This is a genomic window from Shewanella decolorationis (genome assembly GCF_004354305.1).
GTDB lineage: Bacteria > Pseudomonadota > Gammaproteobacteria > Enterobacterales > Shewanellaceae > Shewanella > Shewanella decolorationis.
Map to the genome: position 1 here is coordinate 377,370 of NZ_CP037898.1, position 23,732 is coordinate 401,101.

Annotated in this window: 22 protein-coding genes; 15 read left to right on the top strand and 7 right to left on the bottom strand. The window is 46.9% G+C overall.

Annotation, left to right across the window (positions count from 1 at the left end; translation table 11 throughout):
* Positions 1–36 precede the first annotated feature (36 nt).
* Positions 37–873, bottom strand: coding sequence for a mechanosensitive ion channel family protein (locus EYR25_RS01675; RefSeq protein WP_133178299.1), 837 nt, complete (start codon positions 871–873; stop codon positions 37–39).
* A gap of 167 nt (positions 874–1,040) precedes the next feature.
* Between EYR25_RS01675 and EYR25_RS01680 the strand changes: the two genes are divergently transcribed.
* A complete protein-coding gene (locus tag EYR25_RS01680; protein WP_133178300.1) occupies positions 1,041–1,523 on the top strand; it encodes a hypothetical protein in 483 nt (160 codons plus the stop codon).
* Positions 1,524–1,936: 413 nt separating this feature from the next.
* Positions 1,937–3,112, top strand: coding sequence for a type III PLP-dependent enzyme (locus tag EYR25_RS01685; RefSeq protein ID WP_023266909.1), 1,176 nt, complete (start codon positions 1,937–1,939; stop codon positions 3,110–3,112).
* Between the two features lie 62 nt (positions 3,113–3,174).
* Here the strand turns inward: EYR25_RS01685 and EYR25_RS01690 are convergent, their stop codons facing one another.
* Entirely contained in the window at positions 3,175–3,387 is a 213-nt protein-coding gene (locus EYR25_RS01690; protein ID WP_023266910.1) for an HP1242/YdcH family protein, read from the bottom strand.
* Positions 3,388–3,799: 412 nt separating this feature from the next.
* Here EYR25_RS01690 and udp point away from each other — a divergent pair, with 412 nt between their 5' ends.
* Positions 3,800–4,558, top strand: a complete 759-nt coding sequence (gene udp, locus EYR25_RS01695) for a uridine phosphorylase (protein ID WP_133178301.1) — start codon at positions 3,800–3,802, stop codon at positions 4,556–4,558.
* A gap of 107 nt (positions 4,559–4,665) precedes the next feature.
* Here the strand turns inward: udp and EYR25_RS01700 are convergent, their stop codons facing one another.
* The gene (locus EYR25_RS01700; RefSeq protein WP_039978035.1) at positions 4,666–5,418 is read right to left on the bottom strand and encodes an outer membrane protein OmpK; all 753 of its coding nucleotides are present in this window, start codon (positions 5,416–5,418) and stop codon (positions 4,666–4,668) included.
* Positions 5,419–5,904: 486 nt separating this feature from the next.
* Between EYR25_RS01700 and EYR25_RS01705 the strand changes: the two genes are divergently transcribed.
* The 3 genes from EYR25_RS01705 to EYR25_RS01715 are packed head-to-tail and all read left to right on the top strand — an operon-like array spanning position 5,905 to position 8,254.
* The gene (locus EYR25_RS01705; protein ID WP_023266913.1) at positions 5,905–6,375 is read left to right on the top strand and encodes an NfeD family protein; all 471 of its coding nucleotides are present in this window, start codon (positions 5,905–5,907) and stop codon (positions 6,373–6,375) included.
* A gap of 11 nt (positions 6,376–6,386) precedes the next feature.
* Positions 6,387–7,322, top strand: coding sequence for an SPFH domain-containing protein (locus EYR25_RS01710; protein ID WP_011624233.1), 936 nt, complete (start codon positions 6,387–6,389; stop codon positions 7,320–7,322).
* Complete coding sequence (locus EYR25_RS01715) at positions 7,322–8,254, top strand: SPFH domain-containing protein (protein ID WP_023266914.1); 933 nt, start codon at positions 7,322–7,324, stop codon at positions 8,252–8,254. Before EYR25_RS01710 ends, EYR25_RS01715 begins: the two co-directional genes overlap by 1 nt.
* Before the next feature lie 206 nt (positions 8,255–8,460).
* Here the strand turns inward: EYR25_RS01715 and EYR25_RS01720 are convergent, their stop codons facing one another.
* From EYR25_RS01720 to priA, 4 genes are all read right to left on the bottom strand, one after another.
* The gene (locus EYR25_RS01720; RefSeq protein ID WP_011624229.1) at positions 8,461–8,685 is read right to left on the bottom strand and encodes a hypothetical protein; all 225 of its coding nucleotides are present in this window, start codon (positions 8,683–8,685) and stop codon (positions 8,461–8,463) included.
* Between the two features lie 467 nt (positions 8,686–9,152).
* Entirely contained in the window at positions 9,153–9,848 is a 696-nt protein-coding gene (locus tag EYR25_RS01725) for an SPOR domain-containing protein (protein ID WP_133178302.1), read from the bottom strand.
* Between the two features lie 3 nt (positions 9,849–9,851).
* Positions 9,852–11,597: an arginine--tRNA ligase gene (gene argS, locus EYR25_RS01730; protein WP_011624980.1), complete on the bottom strand. Its 1,746-nt coding sequence runs from the start codon at positions 11,595–11,597 to the stop codon at positions 9,852–9,854.
* Positions 11,598–11,708: 111 nt separating this feature from the next.
* Positions 11,709–13,919 carry a primosomal protein N' gene (gene priA, locus EYR25_RS01735; RefSeq protein ID WP_133178303.1) on the bottom strand — a complete coding sequence of 737 codons (2,211 nt, stop codon included), beginning with the start codon at positions 13,917–13,919 and terminating at the stop codon, positions 11,709–11,711.
* 103 nt (positions 13,920–14,022) lie between these two features.
* Between priA and EYR25_RS01740 the strand changes: the two genes are divergently transcribed.
* From EYR25_RS01740 to mshL, 9 genes are all read left to right on the top strand, one after another.
* Positions 14,023–15,105 carry a FimV/HubP family polar landmark protein gene (locus EYR25_RS01740; protein WP_133178304.1) on the top strand — a complete coding sequence of 361 codons (1,083 nt, stop codon included), beginning with the start codon at positions 14,023–14,025 and terminating at the stop codon, positions 15,103–15,105.
* A gap of 165 nt (positions 15,106–15,270) precedes the next feature.
* On the top strand, positions 15,271–15,483 hold the full coding sequence (gene rpmE / locus EYR25_RS01745; protein WP_011073821.1) for a 50S ribosomal protein L31: 213 nt from the start codon (positions 15,271–15,273) through the stop codon (positions 15,481–15,483).
* Between the two features lie 512 nt (positions 15,484–15,995).
* Complete coding sequence (locus tag EYR25_RS01750; RefSeq protein WP_133178305.1) at positions 15,996–17,240, top strand: malic enzyme-like NAD(P)-binding protein; 1,245 nt, start codon at positions 15,996–15,998, stop codon at positions 17,238–17,240.
* A 214-nt stretch (positions 17,241–17,454) separates the two neighbouring features.
* Positions 17,455–19,365 carry an RNase E specificity factor CsrD gene (gene csrD, locus EYR25_RS01755; protein ID WP_133178306.1) on the top strand — a complete coding sequence of 637 codons (1,911 nt, stop codon included), beginning with the start codon at positions 17,455–17,457 and terminating at the stop codon, positions 19,363–19,365.
* A gap of 234 nt (positions 19,366–19,599) precedes the next feature.
* Positions 19,600–20,478 (top strand): MSHA biogenesis protein MshI, encoded by an 879-nt coding sequence (locus tag EYR25_RS01760; RefSeq protein WP_133178307.1) that lies wholly within the window; start codon positions 19,600–19,602, stop codon positions 20,476–20,478.
* Positions 20,475–21,077 (top strand): PilN domain-containing protein, encoded by a 603-nt coding sequence (locus EYR25_RS01765; protein ID WP_133178308.1) that lies wholly within the window; start codon positions 20,475–20,477, stop codon positions 21,075–21,077. The genes EYR25_RS01760 and EYR25_RS01765 overlap by 4 nt, the downstream gene beginning before the upstream one ends.
* Positions 21,074–21,724 carry an MSHA biogenesis protein MshJ gene (locus EYR25_RS01770; protein ID WP_133178309.1) on the top strand — a complete coding sequence of 217 codons (651 nt, stop codon included), beginning with the start codon at positions 21,074–21,076 and terminating at the stop codon, positions 21,722–21,724. The genes EYR25_RS01765 and EYR25_RS01770 overlap by 4 nt, the downstream gene beginning before the upstream one ends.
* Entirely contained in the window at positions 21,711–22,028 is a 318-nt protein-coding gene (locus tag EYR25_RS01775; protein WP_133178310.1) for an MSHA biogenesis protein MshK, read from the top strand. Before EYR25_RS01770 ends, EYR25_RS01775 begins: the two co-directional genes overlap by 14 nt.
* 14 nt (positions 22,029–22,042) lie before the next feature.
* Positions 22,043–23,728 (top strand): pilus (MSHA type) biogenesis protein MshL, encoded by a 1,686-nt coding sequence (mshL, locus tag EYR25_RS01780; RefSeq protein WP_133178311.1) that lies wholly within the window; start codon positions 22,043–22,045, stop codon positions 23,726–23,728.
* Positions 23,729–23,732: the final 4 nt, after the last annotated feature.

A 23,732-nucleotide genomic window follows, 5' to 3' on the forward strand; every position in this document is an offset into this window, starting at 1 on the left:
GCGAATGGTATAAGCCATTCGCCTCGGCGGATGCGCTTACTTTTCTTGCAAATGAATTTCTCGCACTGGGCAAGCCATTTCAATTCCCGCCTGTTTGAGGGCGTTATAAATTGCTAGGTTAATCTTATACTTATGCTGGAAGTAGTTTTGAGTTGGCACCCAGTAACGCACACCAACCTCAATACCGATGGCATTAAAACCATTAATACCAATATTTGGCGTAGTGTCCTGACTGACATTGGGGTTTTGGCTCAGCAGCTCAGTGATTAGGCTTATTGCCGCTTCTGGATTGTTGTTATAACTCAGGTTAAATTGGGTTTCGACCAGCTTATTACTGAAGGAGTTATGTAAGATTTCGCCGACAATATGCTTGTTGGGAATGCTAATTTGCTCGCCTTCCTCATTGGTTAAAATCGTCATCCCTAAATTAATCCGTGTGACGACACCACTTTCACCTTTGATTTCGATGGTATTTCCGACTACAAAAGGCCGAGTCACAATAATAGTTACCCCAGCGGCATAGTTCGACAGCATGCCCTGTAAGGCTAAACCCGCGCCGAGGGAGGCTGCACCAATCGCGGCCACCATAGGGGTGACGCTAATGCCTATCTTGCCTAGGGCGATAATGGCCACCATGACAATGATCAGGATGCGGATCAGATTGCTGACAAAGTTACTTAGGGTGATGTCGATTTGGTGCTTTTCGCACTGCTTAGCCACTAAGCGCGAGACTTTGCTAGCGACCCACAGACCGAATAAAAAGACCAGCGCCGCGCCGATTAACTGGAAACTATAATTAACTAAAAATTCGGTAATAAGTTGGTAAACGCCCTGCAGTTGCTGCAATTCTTGATCAAGTCCTGGTGTTATCATTATGATATCCTTGCAATTAATTTTACTGCCCTAGTATAACGTACAATTGTGTTGAAAGGCGTATTTGTCATGCATTGTGAAGCGTATCATGTAATGGGGCGGATTAAATGAGTGGGTTGCGAGACTCGGGTATGCTATTGCCCGTATTAAAAATGGAGTAAGTGTTTATGAGAAAGCTGTTGTTGTGCCTGTCCTTCCTTTTCACTCCCATGATGGCCTTAGCGGCGAGTTATGTTGCTGGTGATGCGATCAATCCTATTACTTTACAGGATCAAAATGAGCAAGTGGTCAGTGTGACCAACGAAACCAAAGTGGTGCTCTTTAGCCGCAGTATGAAAGGCGGCGATATTATTAAAGAAACGCTTACACCATTGGCGGGAGATAAGTTTCCGACGCATTTAGTCTATGTGGCGGATATCAGTGGTATGCCATCATTGATTGCTAAGTTTGTCGCTGTGCCGCAAATGCAGGAATTGCCCTTTGCCATTGGCTTGGACCGGGAAGGTGAGATCAGCCGCCTGTTACCCGATACTAAAGATATGGCAACAATGATTTTGCTCAATAACTTTAGTATTCAAGATATTGCCTACTTTGATTCGAGTGAAGCTCTAGGCCAAGCCTTAGCGAAACTAAACGAGTCGCAGCAATAATATTTATGCCGTTAAAGTTGAGGAGGCTTACTCCTCAACTCTGTTATTCGTCCTTTAGCTGTATGACTTTGGATTCGCTAAGATTGGGTTGAACTCTTCAATCGGGCGTCAGGTTTTACTTCTTTTTTCCGCTCGGTTAATCCTTAGCTGTATAAGCTTGGATTGACGTCGCAAAAAATTCATTTTTTCTAACTCAAAAACGTCAACATTCTCTGTTGTGCTCTTATGCATAATTATCTGTTTTTATGATCATTTTTGATCTTCGGTATTTCCTTAAAATTTCAAAGAATAAAAAGTTAGTTATTAAGCATAAAAATTCGTTGCGTTAAATAAAAAAATAGCGTTTACTGCGCACGTTTTTAAGACCGATAAGCCAATTTTTTATAATTTGACCCAAAGGAGACTCTGGCCCAATGAGCCAATTTCAATCTATTGATGTTGCTGACTATTATGATGCTGAAACCTTCAAACGTATTGAAGAGTTTGCTAAAGATAAAGCGACCCCGTTCGTGGTGATTGATACCAGTATCATTGCGAAACAATACGATGACATGGTTAATAGTTTTCCTTATGCCGATGTTTATTATGCAGTTAAGGCAAACCCTGCGGCTGAGATCCTGACGTTACTCAAAGACAAAGGGTCAAACTTTGATATTGCCTCGATTTATGAGCTAGATATGGTCACTAACGTGGGTGTAACACCTGACCGTGTGAGCTATGGCAACACCATCAAAAAGCGTCAAGATGTGCGTGCGTTTTATGAGCGTGGCGTGCGTATGTATGCATCGGATTCAGAAGCCGACTTACGTATGATCGCCGAAGAAGCGCCAGGTTCACGCATCTATGTGCGTATCCTGACTGAAGGCACAGACACCGCCGATTGGCCACTGTCCCGTAAGTTTGGTTGCCAAAATGAGATGGCTTATGAGCTGTTAGTTCTGGCGAAGGAATTAGGTTTAGAGCCCTTTGGTATTTCATTCCACGTGGGTTCACAGCAGCGTGATATCGGCGCTTGGGATTCGGCGATTGGTAAAGTGAAGAGCATCTTCGATCGTCTGCGCGATGAGCACAATATCGTCCTGAAGATGATCAACATGGGTGGTGGCTTTCCTGCTAACTATATCGACAAAACCAATCAACTCGGTGTGTATGCCGAGCAAATCACCCACTTCCTGAAGGAAGATTTTGGGGACGATTTGCCACAGATCATTCTCGAGCCAGGTCGCTCGTTGATCTCTAACGCAGGGGTGCTGGTGTCTGAGGTGGTGTTGATCAGTAAGAAATCCTACACCGCATTAGAGCGTTGGGTATTTACCGATGTGGGTAAGTTCTCTGGTTTAATCGAAACCATGGATGAGGCGATCAAATTCCCAATCTTCACTCACAAACAAGGTGAATTGGATAAATGTGTTATCGCTGGCCCAACCTGCGACAGCGCCGACATTATGTATGAGCACTACAGCTATGGTTTACCCAATGACCTAGCGATTGGAGACCGTATGTACTGGTTAACCGCCGGTGCTTATACCACCACTTATTCTGCGGTGTGCTTTAACGGTTTCCCACCCCTGAAGGATTACTACCTGTAATCTTGACCGCAAGGCAACAAAAAGGGCGCTCAGGCGCCCTTCGTTTTTCCGCGATGAAAAGCTTAGCTGTGGGATTTGAGAATTTGATAGATCTCTTCTTTTAAATGCAGTTTTTTGCTTTTGAGTTCTTTCACCGTGGGATTGAAATCACTACCGACGCGTTTTTCCAGTTGTTTTATTTCCTCATCTAATTGATTGTGCTCGTTGAATTTACGTTGGAAATGAGCATCTTGAGTCTTTAACGTGCTAATCAGATCTCGATATTCTGGAAACATTGGCGTTCTCCTTGTCGTCTTTTATCATGCTTTGGTTTCGTCTTAACCCTAACCCTAGGCACGATGATGAAACGTGATATGGATCAATATTTGTCCTTCTACAGATTAATACTAAAGGGTGATTTCAGCAAACTAGCTATAAATCAATAACCTATATCTTTTATATTGCAGGGTGTGGCGAGTGTGTCTGATCTGGCTCACACTTACATCCACGAAATTGATACAAGCCGACAGAAGCATCACAGTTTTGCTATCTTTGTGATCAGGCTGTAATAGATTTGGTAATTACATTACGAATGAACAATTCTTCTTGCCGATAATTCTGTGATCAAGTTAACCTTCACCGCTTCGATACTAGGTTAAAGTCGATTATATAAGAATTTTACTATCAAAAATGAAAGGGGTTTTCACGATGGCTGATGTATTTCATTTAGGTTTGACCAAAGCGATGCTCGATGGCGCAACTTTGGCGATTGTGCCTGGCGACCCAGAGCGCGTAAAACGTATTGCTGAATTAATGGACAATGCCACATTCCTCGCAAGTCACCGCGAGTACACCAGCTACTTAGCGTATGCTGACGGTAAGCCTGTGGTGATTTGCTCTACCGGTATCGGTGGTCCATCGACTTCTATCGCGGTTGAAGAATTAGCGCAATTAGGCGTGAATACCTTCCTGCGTGTTGGTACCACAGGTGCGATTCAACCCCATGTGAATGTAGGTGATGTGATTGTGACTCAAGCGTCAGTGCGTTTAGATGGCGCGAGCTTACATTTTGCTCCTATGGAGTTCCCTGCGGTTGCTAACTTCGAATGTACCACAGCGATGGTTGCTGCGTGCCGCGATGCGGGCGTAGAACCTCATATCGGTGTTACCGCATCTTCAGATACCTTCTATCCAGGTCAAGAGCGTTATGACACTGTGACTGGCCGTGTGACCCGTCGTTTCGCTGGCTCAATGAAAGAGTGGCAGGATATGGGCGTGCTGAACTATGAAATGGAATCAGCGACCTTATTCACTATGTGTGCGACTCAAGGTTGGCGTGCGGCGTGTGTGGCTGGCGTTATCGTAAACCGCACACAGCAAGAAATTCCTGATGAAGCGACAATGAAGCAAACTGAAGTCAGTGCGGTTTCTATCGTCGTGGCTGCTGCTAAGAAGCTACTGGCTTAATTTAGCTAAACACTCCCCTGCAAAGTGAGTGATTTGAATAATAAAAAAGGTGCCCTAGGCACCTTTTTTATTGGCTATATCCGCTAAGGCGGACAGTATCACTTAGATTAGAAGTGGTACTGAGCAATTACAGAGTAAGTGTCTTGGTCGACCCCTTTTACACCGTATTTATTGGTCCACAGATCGTACTCGATACCGACAAGCAATTTATTTGCCTTATGGTCACCAAATAGGCTCTTACCTAAATCGTATTTAAGCTGAGGGTTAAAGTGGAAGTTCTCTTCATAACCACTATTGTCCGTTGCAAATACCCAATCGATAAAGCCATCAAGAACTATGTTGGCTGACCCAACTGGAATATCGATTCTGAAGACTGGTGTAAATTGCCAACCATCACTGATATTACCTGAGCTCATCGCATCGCGGCGATAGGTGTTAAAGTTAAGGTAGGTAAAGTAAGGTACGGCAACATCGACCCCTAAGCCATAGAGCAAGCTATGAACAGGGCCTTCACCTTCTTCGTAGGTGAGGGCTAATGAAAGATCGGTAATTGGGCCGAAGGCAATCTTTTCGCCGAGGATTTTGCTTGCGCTAAAGCGAGGTGAAATCTCTCCGTAGGTGGTGCTATCCATGCCCGTGTGGTCGCCTTTGAAATAGATAAAATCTTGGAAGGCAAACCAATCACCGTATTTCCATGCACCAGCGGTTTCGAGTGTGACTGTTGTTTGCTTGTCCGAAGGAGCCAAGTCGTAGTCTTCGCCATAAAGGGCGGTTGCACTGAAATCCCACCACTGTACTAAGTCACCAGCAAATGCTTGAGGTGTAAGCATTAATGCTAGACATAGGCATGTCTTTTTCATTGTTATTTCCTATTGTAGGGGTAGAGGTTAATAAGGTTGTACTCAGTTCCTGCTCTGAAGGCTAAACCCTTAAGCGGCTAACATTTTGCAGCTTGTATCGGCGCTAACAGAGGGCTAGGTAAAAAGTGCGGGCAATATATGCAAAAATTTACAATTATTCAAAGTTTTTTATCGAATGTTGTTGTGAAAATCACATAATCAAATTGTGGGTTTTATGATGTTTAATTTATTGATTTTTAGTGTTTATTTTGTAGTTCAACACATCGATGATGATATTTTAAGCTAACTTTTTGAATTGATTGTGCTTAATTTTAGAACAACTTAAGTCAGCTTTTGGTGCCGAGTAAATTCACTCCCTGATTATCCTCGGTGAATTGTCTTGCCGTGCTTTTTAAATCGGCGTATAAATTTATGACATATTATGTCGCATATCTGTCACTCTGCTGCTATAGTGCTGCACAGGATGCTCTCATTTCAGGGGGGAATATGGAGTTTTCGAATCTGATTTTAGTCTGGTCTATTATCGGGATTATCTTGATGCTAGCCGAACTGGTGATACCTGGTGGTATTGTCGTGCTACTCGGCGCTGCCTGCTTAGTGGTGGCTGGCGCCTTAGGGATTGGCCTAGTGGAAGGTGTGGTGCAGAGCCTGACACTGTGGTTTATTTCCGCCATCGTCTTATTACTCGCCTTTCGGCAAGTCACTCAAAAATTGGTTGGTGGAGACTCCCATGTGGATAACACCGATGAAGAACTTGATATCTACAATCAAATCGCCCGTGTGAAACAAACCATAGGTCCAGGACAAACGACGGGAAGAGTCGAGTTCCAAGGGAGCGAATGGCCCGCATTGGGGGATGGTAGTATCATTGCTGCGGGCTCTGTGGTCAGGATTATTTGCCGTGAAAACATTGCCCTAGTGGTTGAGCCTGTTGATCAGGCAACGTCTCAAAACTAAAGGATGAGTCTATGTTTGTGTTTACCTTAGTCATTTTATTTGTCTTGTTTATTCTCTATAAGCTGATGCTGATAGTGCCGATGCGTGAGGTGCATGTCATTGAGCGTTTAGGGAAATTTCGCACTGTGCTACAACCGGGATTCCATTTCTTAATCCCTTTTTTCGATCGCGTCGCATACAAACACGATACACGTGAGCAAGTGCTCGACGTGCCGCCACAAAGCTGTATCTCAAAGGACAACACTCAGCTTGAAGTGGACGGTTTAGTTTATCTCAAGGTTATGGATGGAAAACTAGCGAGCTATGGTATTGAAAACTATCGTAAAGCTGCCGTGAATCTGGCACAAACCACTATGCGTTCTGAAATCGGTAAGCTGACACTCAGTGAGACCTTTTCCGAGCGTGACCGCTTAAATGAATCCATAGTGCGCGAGATTGATAAGGCGTCAGAGCCTTGGGGGATCAAAGTCTTACGTTATGAGATCCGTAATATCACCCCATCGCGCCATGTGATCCATACCCTTGAAAAACAAATGGAAGCCGAGCGTCGTAAGCGCGCCGAAATCACCTTAGCCAATGCCGAAAAGGCCGCAATGATCAATATGTCAGAGGGTGAACGCCAAGAGGCGATTAACATTTCTGAAGGCCAAAAACAGAAACGTATCAACGAAGCTAAAGGTACGGGGCAAGAAATTGCCATTATCGCTAAGGCCAAGTCCGAAGGCATGGCGATGATTTCCCAAGCATTAGCGGTTAATGGCGGTAACGATGCGATGAATATGCTGTTAAAAGAGCAGTTTATTGCTCAGGTCGGTAAGATCCTTAACGATTCGCAAGTGTCGGTTGTCCCCGCGGAAATGGCAAAACTCGAAGGATTCTTCGAAGGTATGGAACAAGTCACCCAAACTGTGGGTGGCCATAATGCAACTAGCAAAGGAGCACGCTAATGGAAATCCCATTGAATACTGATGTCGCGGTAATGGTCATTTGGGGACTGATTTTCGCCATATTTGTGATTAAGCTGTTCCAATCCATCCGCTTAGTTCCGACTAAATCCGCTTACATTGTTGAGCGTTTGGGTAAGTACCACTCGACGCTAGATGCGGGTTTCCACACTTTAATTCCTTTTGTCGATAAAGTTGCTTATATCCATGACTTAAAAGAGGAAACGATCGACGTACCACCACAGGAGTGTTTCTCAAGTGACGAAGTGAATGTGGAGGTCGACGGAGTGATTTATATCTCTGTTACCGATCCTGTGAAGGCAAGCTATGGCATCACAGACTATCGTTATGCAGCAATTCAACTGGCGCAGACCACCACGCGCTCAGTGATTGGCACCTTAGATCTCGACCGCACCTTCGAAGAGAGGGATGTGATTTCGGCTAAGGTAGTGGAAGTGCTCGACCAAGCGGGCGCCATGTGGGGTATTCGCGTACACCGCTATGAGATTAAGAACATCACGCCGCCCGAGACAGTGAAAAATGCCATGGAAATGCAAGTGAATGCCGAGCGTGAGCGCCGTGCATTACTGGCAAAGAGTGAGGGTGATAAGCAGAGTAAGATCAATCGCTCCGAAGGTATTAAAGCTGAAACCGTAAACCGCTCTGAAGGTGAAATGCAGCGCCGTATCAACGAGGCCGAAGGTAAAGCGGAGGAGATTTTAACCCTGTCGCGAGCCACTGCAGAATCGATTGAGCGTTTAGCGGCGGTGATTGCCGCGCCAGGCGGCCATAATGCACTGCGTATGCAGCTTGGTGAGCAGTACTTCAAGCAGCTCGATGGCTTAAGCCAGAAGTCCAGCCGTGTGGTGCTGCCCGGTAATATGGTCGATTTCGATTACTGGATGAATAGCATAGGCTTAAAAGAGAAAGCTTAATGCGCATAAACCATGTTGCGGCTTAAATATTCATCGGTTTAAGCCCCATAAACCTAAGGCCAAATAGTGATATTTGGCCTTATTTTTTGTGGTTTAGCATGGGATTTATGATAAGAAAGCAGGTTAAAAATATTAGTTAACTGGCGCGGCGTATAGGGAACTCAATGCAGCCGTCCATTGGCTTATCGCGTCGTCTTCAGCCGTGATTAATAGGCCAAGCGTTCAGAGATTTCAGAGTGGGAATGGGTTTCGATAAGGCGCGCTATTGTGTCTTGTTCGAGCACCGCTAAGGCCGAAATCTCGTTGTAAATCTTATCCTGCACATCTAGAGGCATGTGTACATGCTCCATATACATTCGGATACTTAAGGCGTCACCGCTTTTGAACAGTTGGCTAAATTCAGAGGCTTCAATCTCGATTAATGCATTCATAATACTTCACCCTGAGGTTGGTTTTTGAAGAGTAGACAACAGGTTTTGCTGTTAATTAAGAGATACGCCTAAGTTTGATCTAGGTCAATTAAACGCCATATTAATCTTTCTTAATAAACAAATTTACTGTTTAAAAATAGATGGTTATAAATTTCATAAAATGAAATTGTGAATTATACCAATCACATTAAATATCTAATCAGTTCAGAGCCTCACAGGTATCTCAATCCAAGGCACATTGACGAAGAAATGGTTATTCCCTTTTAAGTCAATGTAACACGGGAGTGAGATACCTGTGAGGCTCCCGCTGAATGAACAGATATTTAATACGATTGGTATTAGCTCAATGTTTGAAACGGGGCGAAAGAGGGTTGTTTGGGTAGGACTTCCGTTGGCGAGAAGATAAAAAAATCGCGGCGCGTGATGGGGCACGCGCCGCGATGCTTAGACTGATTTTGCGAGCGGAATTACTTTGGAATGGCTAACAGCTGACAGCCATTGATCCCTGCATTTTGTAAGGTGTGACGCTTACGCTCGGCATCACGTTTGCGCTCATAAGGCCCGAGGATAACTTTATACCAAGTGCCTGATGTGCCCTCAATTTGCCTGACCTGCGCCTCTAAGCCTTGGAACGCAATCACAGCTTTCATCTGATTCGCCTGTGACTCTTGGCGGAACGAGGCGCACTGCAATTGATATTGCTGTGGTGCTCGGGTTGCTACAACGTCTGGAATATCTACTTCGACGTGCTTATTCTCAAGCTCGTCAAGATAGGTCCATTCTTCCTTTGGCTTGGGTGGCAAGGCGTTCGGATCTTTCTTCGGCGCTTCAACAACGGGTTGTTCCTGTACCGGCGCAGTGACTTCCACGGCTTGACGCTCGGCCTCTTTCACCTTAGGCGTCAGAATCGTTGCCGGTTCTTTTGCCTTAGTCGGCTTCTCGGTTTTCACCTCTACAGGCGCTTCCTGCTTGGCGGTATCTTTAATGCTAAACAGAAAATAGCCAAAACTGCCGACGGCAATAAAGGCGAACAGGATCAACGGGATCGGGAGTTTACGGCGAGGCGCAGCCTTTTTAGCCGCAGGCCTCGCTCGTGTTGCGCGCATGGGGCGCTGTTTCGCGCCCGCTTGCGGTCTTCTGTTGGCATAGTCACGATTGCTCATGGCTTACATCCGTTCTAGGGTTTCGATACCTAGTAGATTAAGGCCTTTTTGCAGCGTGTTGGCCGTCAGTTGTGACAGCAGTAAACGGCTATGCTTTTGCTCGTCGTTATCGGCGGCAAGCACTGGGCAGGCCTCGTAGAAGCTAGAGAAAGCCCCCGCTAATTCATAGAGGTAACCACAAAGTACATGTGGTTGGCCCTTGTCGACCACGCGGCTGAGGATTTCACCAAACTGCGCCAGTTTGTTACCTAAATCTTTCTCTTTTTCGTGTTCGAGTACGATCTTGGCTTGGCTTAAGTCAATATCGGTTGCACGCTTGAAGATACCAGCAACGCGGGTGTAGGCGTATAGCAGGTAAGGCGCGGTATTGCCTTCAAAGCTCAGCATTTGCTCGAAGCTGAAGATGTAATCGCTGGTACGGTTTTTCGACAGGTCGGCATATTTGACTGCGCTGATCCCCACTACGCGGGCGATTTCAGCTAAGGTCGCTTCATCCATATCTGGGTTTTTGCTGCGAACCAGCTCAAGTGCGCGAGTATTGGCTTCATCCAGCAGATCCACCAGTTTCACCACGCCACCGGTACGGGTCTTGAACGGACGACCATCTTCGCCATTCATGGTTCCGAAGCCTAAGTGCTCCAGTGACATATCGTTACGGACAAACTTGGCCAGCTTGGCAAGGCTAAACACTTGTTGGAAGTGCAGCGCTTGGCGTAAATCGACAAAGTAAAGTACGCGGTCGGCTTTTAGCACGCTCGAACGGTAACGCATAGCCGCTAAGTCGGTAGTGGCATAGAGGTAACCACCATCGGCCTTTTGAATGATAACAGGCAGCGCTTCGCCTTCTTTATTACGGAATTCTTCTTGGAAGACCACTTTGGCGCCGTTGCTTTGGGTCAGTAAACCTTGGGCATCTAAATCTTTGACTACTTGCTCTAAGTCAGCGTTATAGGCGCTTTCACCGTGCACATCGGCGCGGGTTAAGCTCACCCCTAAGCGCTCGTACACTTCGTGGCAGTGACTTAAGGAAATGTCGTTAAATTCACGCCACAGTTTGTTGCAGTATTCGTCACCTGATTGCAGTTCAACCACAAGCTGACGGGCACGGGTCGCGAACTCTGCCGATTCGTCAAAACGCAGTTTGGCGGCGCGGTAGAAGGTTTCGAGATCCGATAATTCTAATTGGGCTTGTTCGCCATTTTGCGCGCGCAATTCTTCCATGTAGGCCAGCAGCATACCAAATTGGGTGCCCCAGTCGCCTACGTGGTTTTGGCGGATAACTTTATGGCCTAAAAACTCGAGGGTACGCACCACGCTGTCACCAATGATGGTCGAGCGCAGGTGGCCGACGTGCATCTCTTTGGCGAGGTTAGGTGAAGAGTAGTCCACGACGATAGTTTGTGGCGTTGGTAGCTTAATCCCTAAATGCTCATCGCTAATGGCGGCCTGTAATTGGTTCGCTAAGGCGCTGTCATCAATGAAGAAGTTGATAAAACCAGGGCCTGCGATTTCAACTTTCGCCACATAGGCTGAGGCGGGTAGGTTGTCGATGATCAGCTGCGCCAATTCGCGGGGATTTTTACCCGCCGCTTTGGTTAGCATCATGGCTAAGTTGGTTGCCAGATCGCCATGGCTCTTATCCTTGGTTCGATCTACTTGAATTCGAGCCTCAAAATCCGCAGGCAAAATACCTTGTTGTTTAAAGGATTCGATAGTTTGTTCAAGTAATGATTGGATATGTGATTTCATGGATTAATTAGCTACTAACTTTAAGAATGAATACAGGGAATAACCGCGTATTTTAGCCGTTTGTGGTGACTAATTGCTATCTTCCCGATGATTTTTTATCAAATTATTGAATCACAACAGATCCTGCGGATCCCTATCTAGGCTCCAGCGACAACGTTTGGCCTCTGGTAGCTGTTCGACGAGGGGATAAATACGCTCAAACTCCTGCTGTAATCTATGTCTGTGCTTGGCTTGAAACATCAATTGGCGGCGAAACTTGCCAGCTTTTCTGTCGAGAGGCGATGGCATTGGGCCTATGATTTCAAACTCTTTATCTTGGGGCAGCAGCGCTGCAAACGCACTAAGAAAGTTATCGGCATCCACGGCGGAGTGGGCTTCTGCGCGCACCAGCACCATGTGCCAAGCGGGAGGCAGCAGCGCCATTTGCCGCTCCTTTAATTGGCTGCGGGCAAACTCGCCATAACCCCGGTGGAGTAAATCCCTCAGTATCGGGTTATCACTTTGATGGGTCTGTAGCAACACAGTGCCGGGTTTGTTGGCGCGACCAGCACGGCCAGCGACTTGAGTATAGAGCTGGCCGAAGCGCTCAGGCGCCCTAAAGTCGGCGCTAAAGAGCGCCCCATCGACATCCAGTAATCCCACAAGGGTCACATCTGGAAAGTGGTGTCCTTTGGCAAGCATTTGGGTGCCGACCAAGATCTTGTACTCGCCCTTATGAATTGCGCTTAAGTGGCTTTCGAGCGAGCCTTTAAGACGGGTGGTATCACGATCGATTCGAACCACGGGATACTTGGGGAACTCCTGCTGCAATGCCTCGGCGAGTTGTTCTGTACCTATACCTTGGCCCATCAACATAGTGCTGCCGCAATTGTGGCACTGCCTTGGAATGGCATATTGGTTGCCACAGTGGTGGCAGCGGATCTCGCCAAGGGATTGATGCACAGTAAAAAACGCATCGCAGCGGTCACACTCGTGTAAGTGCCCACACTCGTGGCACAGCAGTGCAGGTGCAAAGCCACGGCGGTTCAAAAACAGTAATACCTGATTCCCAGCCTCTAAATGGCTGCGGATTTCGTTGATGAGTGGCGCCGACATCCCCGCCTTGAGGGGCAGGTTTTTGATATCGATAATCCCTTGGCGCACTTTTTTCGCATTACCCGCACGCTCCCCAAGTTGCAGGTGATGGTAACGACCGCTGAGGGCATTTTGTAGGGTTTCTAACGAGGGCGTCGCCGAACCTAAAATCACTGGGATCGATTCTAAATGTCCACGCATCACGGCAAGATCGCGGGCGTGGTAGCCAACGCCTTCTTGCTGTTTAAAGCTGCTGTCGTGCTCTTCGTCGAGGATAATCACGCCGGGAAAAGCCATGGGCGTAAACAGGGCAGAGCGGGTGCCAATGATGATGGCAGCTTGGCCGCAGCGAGCCTGTCGCCAAGCTTCGAGGCGCTGGTTATCGGTCAGGCCTGAATGCAGCACGGCCACATTGACTTTAAAGCGGCGCTTAAAACGGTTGATGGTTTGCGGTGTTAAGCCAATCTCAGGTACCAGGATCAGCGCTTGCTTACCCTGCTTAAGGATATGTTCGAGTACGGCTAAATAGACCTCGGTTTTACCCGAACCGGTAATGCCCTCGAGCAGAGTGCAGTGGTATCCTTGCTGTTGGGTTAATACTGTTACGGCAATAGCTTGTTCTTTATTTAGCCTGTGGGGTGTTTCATCGAGTTCGAGTTGGCTGCGCCAATCGAGATTGAGCTCGGCGAGTTTCTCATGTCTGGCAATCCAGCCCTTATCCTCTAAGGTTTTAAGCGCCGTTTTATTCAGTTCTAAACTGATGACGTCTTCCTGCGTCAGGCTGGTTTGCTGTAAGCGTTCGAGTAAGCGTTTTTGCGCCGGGGCGCGTTTTAATGTCTCAGGCGCAATATTGCTGCCCAGCTCTGTGATTTGCCAGTACTGAATTTTTTGCGGCGCGGCATCAAGCCCTTTACGCAGCGCCACGGGGAGCGCCTGTGTCAGCATTTGCCCTTGGCTGCAAAAGTAATATCTTGCTGCCCAGAGGGTTAATTTATAAAGCGATTCTGGCAATAAGGGCGCGTCATCAATAAACTCTATGACAGATTTGAGTTGCGCAGGGGCTAGTTCACAACTGTCGGTGATGGCGGTGACAAGGCCAATCAGTTGCTGGCGTCCAAAGGGGACTTTTACTCTTATACCAATCTGAGGCTGTTGGGGGCTTTGATTAGCGTGTTCATCGGTATCGACTCGATAGGTAAAGTTTTGCCGCATAGGCACAGGTAACGCAACTTCAACAAACAGTGACATATGCAGGTCGAGTCTTAAGGGAAATGAGGTTTAGTGTACTCAGCACGGCTAGCGAGGGCTAGTCCTAATGACAGTTTATCCAAGGATAGTTGAGAGTAAGTAAATGACTAAAATAGCGAAATCATTAGGACTATTCGCCTTAATGTGCAGCGTTTGTGTGCAGGCGCAAGTTTCCCATGTGAGCATCAACAGCCGCATGTTTGAATTGGGTGCTTACCCTAAAATGCGCGTCAATGTGATCGCCGATAATCAGGATATGACCCGGCTCGAATTTGCGGTGCATCAGTCAGGCGGTGAAGAAAAACTTATGGCCGAGCAGCTTAACCGTTTCTTGGTTTTGCTAACGGGGGTGGAGGATGTGACCGATCCTAAGGCACGGCTGTTGGTACGTGAATATCGTGTCGACCGTTGGTATGAAGTGAAAAACCTGCCACTGTTTGATAATGCTTCCTCTGCGGAGTCATCAGTATCGCAAGCAAAAGCGGCGGTTGTTAAATCAAGCAAAGCAGCCAAAGCCGAAACTACTCAGTTGGCGGCAAGCGCTGCTAAAAGTGATAAAACCATAGTTAAATCAACTAAGGTTGTGCAAGAGGTGAATTTAGTTACCGCAGAAGCCGATGTTGCGCCTGTTGTGCCCGTTGCTTCCGTTGTTGTAGCTGCTGTGACAGTAAACGATGCTGCTGCGCCCCGCGCTTCTGGATTTACCTTCCCAGAGGATAAGCCTGACGCGAAAGCATCCTCAGCTTCGAGTGCGTCTACAGAACCTTCTTTAGCTAAGTCATCGACCGAACCATCGGCTGCCCAAGTCTCATCTGCAAACGCAGATATGGTAAAAGCTGATAAGAGTATAAATGGGATTGATGTGTCTGAAGCTAAGACAGCCGAAGTGACTAAGATTGCTAGCTCGACAAATGCCAATGCAACAAACTCGGGTGAGTGTATGTTGGATTATCACAACGAAACGTTATGGCGCATTGCCAATCGTTATGCCCCTGAATGGAAAGTGAGTGTCTATGGTGCCATGTTGGCGATTCACGATGCCAATCCTAAGGCCTTTTCGAAGAATCGGATTAACGCGTTGAAGAAAGATGCCACGCTTTATTGCCCATCGGCCGAGATACTTTCGCGTTATCCCGATGCGCAGGCGGCTAAGACAAGTTTTGAAGATCGGGAAGCGGGAAGGTAAGCGTCAGCGAACGAGTAGATTATCGTAAAAATGCTCAGATAATCTACTTGTGTCTGCGTGGACGATACTGTAGTATTCTGCGCCCTAACATATCGTTATTAACTGCATGTGGTGTCCGACTTCGGGTTGGAAGAGCGACATGGCCTTACATTTGAGGTAATCCCAATGAAACCAGGTATCCACCCAGAATACGCAGAAATCACTGCAAACTGTACTTGTGGCAACGTAATTAAAGTAAACTCTACTGTAGGTAAAGACCTGCACTTAGACGTTTGTGGTGCATGTCACCCATTCTACACAGGTACACAAAAAGTTGTTGATACAGGCGGTCGTATCGACAAATTCAACAAGCGTTTCGGTATGCTTGGCAAGAAATAATTGCATTCGCAATGTTTCTAAAAAAGGCGCCTATGGCGCCTTTTTGCTTTCTGGTCTTCTGGCACAAAATCGCTACTTTCCTGCCTTTCTGGTACGACTTCACTTAAAAAAGCATCAAAGTCATTCAATAGGTGCTTAAAACCGTAAAAATCGACTTATTTATAGCAATTAACTATAAGATAACTGAGTTACTTATCTCTATTGTAATTTAGCCAACATTTTTTGTTTTTTGTGGGCTATTTATCATTGTTTTAGTGGGTTATGTTCGTTTATTTCCTACAAAATTAAACGGGTAATCATCCTTTATCGGCAGAGATAAGTTTATAAAACTTGGCTTAGGGCGATGATTCTGTCGCAAAGGCGAAAATTCTCAATATCTTATTTAAAATTTGAGCTAATTGGCGTATCTTACCCCGACCTGCCACACTGTTTAAATCGCCCGTAAATGAGGTGATCTTGGGTTGGTCGGCCTTACTTCCATACTTATAAATGTCGCATTTCAGGATGTTAAAATGTCAGATATTCGTCAACAAGCACTCGATTATCATGAATTCCCCGTTCCCGGTAAAACCGCAGTCTGCCTCACTAAACCTGCTGAAACGAGCCATGACCTCGCGCTAGCCTATAGCCCTGGAGTGGCTGAGCCGGTACGTGAAATTGCTGCTAATCCTGACAATGCCTATCGTTATACCAATAAAGGTAACACTGTCGCTGTTATCACTAACGGCACAGCGATTCTGGGGTTAGGTAACTTAGGCCCATTGGCATCAAAACCTGTGATGGAAGGTAAGGCTTTGTTATTTAAGCACTTTGCAAATATCGACTCGACCGATATCGAAGTGACCCACAACACCCCTGAAGAGTTTATTAACACAGTTGCGGCTATCGCTGGCACCTTTGGTGGGATTAACCTTGAAGACATCAAAGCGCCTGAATGTTTTGTTATCGAGCGCGAATTGATTGAGCGTTGTAATGTGCCCGTGTTCCACGATGACCAGCATGGCACCGCCATTGTGACTGCCGCTGGCATGATCAACGCCTTAGAGATCCAAGGTAAACTGATCAGCGATGCGACCTTTGTGTGTATGGGGGCAGGCGCAGCGGCTATTGCCTGTATGACCATGTTGGTTAAGTGTGGTGCAAATCGCGCCAACATCTATATGTTAGATACCAAAGGCGTTATCCATGCGGGTCGTACCGATCTGAATGAATATAAAGCCTTGTTTGCAAACGATACCGACAAGTGCACCTTGCAAGATGTGATTAAAGGTGCCGACGTATTCTTAGGTTTATCTGGCCCGAACGTGATTGGCGCTGAAGAAGTGGCCATTATGGCGGATAAGCCGGTGATTTTTGCCTGTTCAAACCCAGATCCTGAAATCAAACCTGAGCTTGCCCACGCGACGCGCAGCGATTTAATCATGGGTACTGGCCGCAGCGATTATCCAAACCAAGTGAACAACGTACTGTGTTTCCCATTCATTTTCCGTGGTGCCTTGGATGTACGTGCATCTTGCATTAACGACGAGATGAAAGTGGCCGCGGTTCACGCGATTGCTGCATTAGCAAAAGAAGAAGTCCCCGCGAGCGTATTGAAGGCCTATCCAAAGGTGAGTTCATTAAGTTTTGGTCCTGAATATGTGCTGCCAAAACCAATGGATCCACGCTTGTTACCTCGTGTTGCCCGTGCGGTCGCGCAAGCCGCGATTGATTCGGGGGTTGCGGCAATCACCACGCTGCCACACTATGCGGATTAAGCGCTAGCTCAACTAATCTAAAAGAGGCTAATTAGCCTCTTTTTTGTTTTATCCTCGGATGAAATTTCTGCAATTTACGCTATTTTCAGCGTCTTTGAAGCAAAATCCTTGGTTGCCTTTTGGCTTATGCTACTGAATAATCTTGAGTAGCATTTGTTTAACTCGTGTTAATAGTGCTCCAATAATTATAATAATCCTGCAGGATAGCGGCTCGATGAAATTCACTCGAATGTTAACAACTAAATTGACCAGTTTTTGGTTAATGTCTTTGGCTGCTATCGCCTTTGTCTTTTTACTCAGCGCCATGATGAGCTTTGTGCAGTTGACCTATAAATTTCAACAGCAAAAAGTGTCTGAACTTGAATCCCTTTTGATTGAACATTATCAAACTCAACCCGATTGGGAATTAGAGTCTTGGTTGCCGCCGATGCTGCTGGCGTACAATGCCGTCGAATTCCGTTTGACCATGAAGAGCGAAGTGCTTTTTGCCTATCAGGGCAATGTGAATACGCAAAATGCCATGGTGTATAACCATTTACTCGATCCCAAATCGGGGCTGAATATGACCCTCACGCTGCCACAACCCTTCGAGCATTACAGTGTCAGTTGGTATGAGCTGCTTATTTTAGGTGTGGGGCTGTTGGCTGTTATTGCTTTGGTGCGTTTTGGCCATGTATGGTTTTCGCAGCAGTTGGATGGTATCGAAGAACTAGCTGAACGCAGCCGGCTTATTTTGCAAGGCAAGCATGAGCAAGCACTCGCCTCTCCTGGTAATGGTAAGCCAAGGCTGATCAATAGAGCCTTAACCAAACTGCTTGAGGAACTGCAGGATGCCCATAAGGAACGTGGTCGTTTCGATAAGTTTATTCGCTCCAATACTTTTTTAGACGCGCAAACTCGTATCGGTAATCGGCTATTTTTAAATAACCGTCTCGATGCCATGAGCCATGATCAAGGTATGGTGGCCCACGGCGTGATTTATCTGTTGGAGATGGACGACCTCGACTTACTGCAACAGACAAAAGGAGAGAGTGCCGTTAAAGAGTTGCTCCATGCAACAGTTAACAGCATTAACTCCATTTTGCAGACCTTACCCAACAGTATCTTTGCACGTCGCTCCCATAACCAATTTGCGATTGTCGTACCCCATGTGTCTTTAATTGAGGCCGATCAGCTTGCCAGTAAATTACTCAAAGTCTGTTTGAGTCAACCTTTGCCCGATGATGTAGAGAATCAAGATAACTTTTATCACTTGGGCTGCGCTTACTTTACCGCGGGAGATAATGTTAATCAGCTGCTCGATGAAGCCGATATGGCATTACGCGCCGCGCAGTTACAAGGTAACAGTAATTGGTTTATGTACGATAAGGGGGCGATTGATGAGGAGTTTGCCAAAGGCTCGGTGCGTTGGCGCAGCTTCCTCGAAAATGCCTTAGTCCAGCGACGTTTTTATCCCTTTAGCCAACCTGTGATGGATTCCGACGGCGTTGAACATCACAAGGAAATCTTTACTCGGGCTCGGGATAACCAAGGGGCGTTAGTGCGAGCGACGCTCTTTATTCCTATGGCAAACAAATGCGGTTTGATGCCTCAGATTGAGCGGCAAATGATTGAGCGAGTGCTGGGGTTATTGGCTAAGGAACAACATAAAGATCAAGTCTATAGTGTGAATTTGAGCCTCGATACCTTAATGAGTCGTGCCTTTACCCAATGGCTTAAAACCACCTTGCTTGAATATCGCCACCTGACGCCACAACTGATTTTTGAGGTGTCTGAGGATATCGTTATCCAGCACCAAGATAAGCTTAAGCCTAAGCTGGATATGATCCGTAAGATGGGTGCGCGTCTGTGCGTCGACCATGTGGGTCAGCAGGTGGTGGGCACTTACTATATTCGTGAATGCCATTTCGACATGATAAAACTGCATAGATCAATTGTGCGTCATATTCATTTACGACCTGAAAATCAATTATTTATCCGCAGTCTTATTGGCGGTTTATATCGTACTGAAGTGCAAGTCTGTGCAGAGGGCGTTGAAGTATTTGAAGAGTGGCAAACCTTGCAAATCCTCGGTGTCGGGATGGCTCAGGGCATGTATTTTAGTGACCCAATTGAGGTGCAATAGCGGGTAAATTTTCCCTCATTGTATGTGATCACTGTGGAAGAATAGGGCCGAATTGTCGGATTTCTCTATAAAATTCACAGATTAGCGGCTAAACTAGCCTGTGCCAAAATTATGACGCTTAATATGCGGTTTTCATTCCAAACTCGGTTGGATTTTATTCCTCGCATTTTGGATATTGCTCTATTGATGGGCTTATGACTCAAGCTTTAACTTTATCGGAAGACAGGCATTTTTATGGATAAAGGACTTTTTGCTCGGTTGGCCTTTTGGCGAGCCAAACAGGCTGGCGCGATGCTCGGTGTCTATGTCTGTGCCGATAGGTTGTGGGTCTATGCACCTGCGACAGGAAGTCATGCGGAGCAATGGATTTCCTTCGAACTGCAACAAGACCAATGGCAACAGACCTTTGCAGAACTTGCCCGCGCATTTCCCCACGCATCCTTACAAATCGTCCTCGGCAGTGGCCGCTACCAGTTGCTCGTAGCCGACAAACCCAATGTCGACAGTGATGAATTATCCCAAGCTTTACTCTGGTCTATCAAAGACATGGTCACTATTCCTGTGCCGCAAATTCACTTGGATTATTTTGAATCGCCCCTACCGAGCAATAAGCTCAGTGTGGTTGTCGTCGATAAAGATAAATTACGTGCTATGGTGCAGGCTATCAGTGAGCATGGTTTAAGCGTGCTCGGCATTAGCATCGAAGAATTAGCGATGACCAATTTGTTTGATGAGGATAATCAGGCGAGATTGGTGGTAAGCCATCACTCAGGGCAAGAGTTATTGCTGACTGTGGTCAAGCAGGGTCAGCTTTATATGCAACGCCGAGTGCGTGGTTTTAGTGGGCTGGATAAAGCGGAAGTGGACGAGCTTAATTACGGGTTGGCAGATAACTTAAGCCTAGAAATTCAGCGGTCTATGGATTATTTTGAGAGCCAATTGCGCCAGCCTCCGGTTGCCTCAATTGAATTATTCGCCGACGGCGCCGTCGATGCCTTGGCTAAGTTAGTATCAGCCAACTTTAACCAAGCCGTTAATGTAGTTAATAAGCGTGCCGTAGGCGCGAGCATGGCGGGATTAGCCTTTAGTGAACTTTCACGAGGTGCCGAGTGATCAAATCGAGAGTCAATCTATATTCTGCGGCATTATTACCTCCAAAGCAGAGCTTAACCTTTTCTAAATTAATGGGTTATGCATTGAGCTTAGTGCTGGTTTGCGCGATTCTCGCGGCCTTTAGCTATTGGCAATTAGCCGAGTCTCAGCGGGCGTTAAGCCAAGCCTCTGCGCAAAAACAGCAATTCGATCAGCAAAAAGCGGAGCTTGAAGCACAAATCGCCGCCCGTAAACCCGATCCTGAGTTAGTCGCGCGGGTCGAGCTAGAGTCACAGCAGATCGAGTTAAAACAATTATTAATGAATGAGTTGGCACTGCGCTCCTCGCTCACCAGCCGAGGCTTTGCGCCCGTGCTGAAGGATTTAGCTATGGTGGCTGATGCGAGTGTTTGGCTGAATCATATTGTGATTAACGAGCAGCACTTTATGTTTGAAGGCTTTGCCGAACATCCGCAGAGCATTCCGCAATGGGTGGGCAAGTTAAAAACAACCAACACCTTAAAAGGTCAGGCTTTTTCGTCTATGACCATGGATCGCGGTGAGGATAAACCACTGGCTTTCACGTTGACGAGTGAGACCCCAGAGGAGCAAGCGCGATGAAAGCCCAATTTGAACAGTTAGCGCAAAAGTTTGATGCTCTTAGTCAGCGTGAGCGCGGGCTTATCGCTCTCGCCGTGTTAGTGCTGGTCGCTATGTCTGCCTATATGCCTATCGAGTCGCTGTGGAAACAACAGCATTCGACAGCGCAGCAGTTAAATGCCATAGAGCAAGAAAATCAGGTTTCGGTGCAGCAGCTTGAGTTATATCAGCAGCGATTGGCTATGGATCCTAATCAGGACTATCGCCAGCGTTTAACCTTGCTACAGCAACAAAATCAACAGATTGATGCTCAGCTAGGCGAGCAGATGGTGGATATGGTGCCCGCCGATTATATGCCTGAGCTATTAGGCAATCTGCTTGGGCAGGTTCAAGGTATTAAATTACTTAAGTTTACCTCGGTTACGCCCGTGCCACTCCTTGCCGTGGGTGAAGAGAAAAAGCTAAATCTCTACAGCCATGGAATACGCATGAGCTTGGAGGGGGATTATTTTTCTGTGCTGCGCTTTGTTGAAGCGGTAGAGGCTATGCCCGACAAACTTTACTGGAAACGACTCGACTATAAAGTGGCCGATTATCCTAAGGGGAAAATCGATATTGAGCTTTATACCTTGAGTATCAATAAGGACTTTATCAGTGTCGCTAAATAAGCCTTATATTTTGATCGCATTATTGGGGTTGTCGGCCCAAGCCTCGGCCGAAGCCTTAAGGGACCCGACCTTACCTGGCAAAGGCTACTCGGCCGCTGGCGCCGTGACTCAGAACCCAAATCAAGCCCTAGTGCTCAACAGCATTGTCAGCTCGGGCAACACGGCCTATGCCGTGATCAACAATAAGATTGTGTCCGTGGGAGATAGCATCCAAGGGGTTAAAGTGGTGCGTATCACCCCCTCGTCAGTCTCCTTGTCTGACGGACGGAAATTAGCATTATTTCAAGCAATAATAGAGAGATAGGGAATAACACTCAGATGACAGCCATTAAATATATCACGCCTCTACTCTCGCTTTGCCTTATGGCCTGCCAAACCACGGATAGACCGCAGCCCGTTGCCTCAAAAGAAGCGCTGGCCACCTCGATGCAAACCGCGAGTCAGCCAACGCCTCCACCACCGGCTGCAATGCCCGATGCGGTGCAGCGTGAACTAAACGCCAATACCATGATGGGTGGGTTAACCCCGCCAATGGAGACAGAGCGTCGTATCGATGTGTCTGCCCATGATGTGGATGCGAGGGTGTTTTTCCCCAGTCTTGTGCAGGGCACCCCCTTTAGCGTGGCTGTGCATCCCGATGTGCAGGGCACGATTTCATTGTCTCTCAAAGGCGTGACCCTGAGCGAAGCCATTCAAGTGGTGGAAGATATTTATGGTTATGAGGTAAGCCGTGAAGGGCGTATCCTGCGCGTATTCCCAGCGGGCATGCGAACAGAGACTTTCCCATTAAATTACTTATACATGGAGCGTGATGGTCTATCGCTGACCTCTGTGAGTTCGGGGCGGATTTCTGACAATAACAACTCGAATAACAATAACTCCAATAACAATAATTCGAACAACGGCAACGCTGGCAATAACAGCAATAATAACAACTCGAACAACGGTAATTACGGTAACAATAACAGCAGCGATAGCACTAACGGCACCTTTATTCGCTCGCGCACTAAGACCGATTTTTGGGGCGAGTTGAAAGAAACCTTGAGCGCCATTATTGGTGACACTGGCGGTGGTCGTCAGGTGGTGGTGACGCCACAGGCGGGATTAGTGACAATTCGTGCCTATCCTAATGAGCTGCGCCAAGTTCGTGCCTTTTTAAATTCCGCCGAGAGCCATTTGCAACGCCAAGTTATCCTCGAAGCAAAAATCCTCGAAGTCACTTTGTCAGATGGTTATCAGCAAGGTATTCAGTGGGAAAATGTGCTGGGGCATGTGGGAAATACCAATATCAATTTTGGCACCTCTGCGGGCGCAGGTTTAAGCGATAAAATCACCGCTTCCCTCGGTGGCGTGACGTCCTTAAGCATTAAAGGCTCAGATTTCAATACCATGATTAGCCTGCTCGACACCCAAGGCGATGTGGACGTGTTATCCAGCCCAAGGGTGACAGCGTCGAACAACCAAAAAGCGGTGATTAAAGTCGGTACCGACGAGTACTTTGTCACTGACGTGTCATCGACCACAGTGGCGGGCACCACGCCTGTGACCACCCCTCAGGTAGAGTTAACGCCGTTCTTCTCGGGCATCGCATTGGATGTGACTCCACAAATCGACAAAGACGGTAATGTGTTACTGCATGTTCACCCATCGGTTATCGATGTTAAAGAACAAACCAAGGACATTAAGGTCAGCAGCGAATCCTTAGAACTGCCGCTAGCACAGAGCGAGATCCGCGAATCCGATACCGTTATCCGCGCTGCTTCTGGCGATGTGGTGGTGATCGGTGGTTTGATGAAGAGCGAAAATACCGAAGTGGTCTCTCAGGTGCCGCTGCTCGGTGATATTCCACTCGTCGGCGAATTATTTAAAAACCGCAGCAAGCAGAAGAAGAAAACCGAGTTGATTATCATGTTAAAGCCGACCGTAGTAGGCAATGATACTTGGAAAAACGAGTTAGAGCGTTCTAAGACCTTACTCGACCGTTGGTATCCAGAAAATAAGTAAGCTT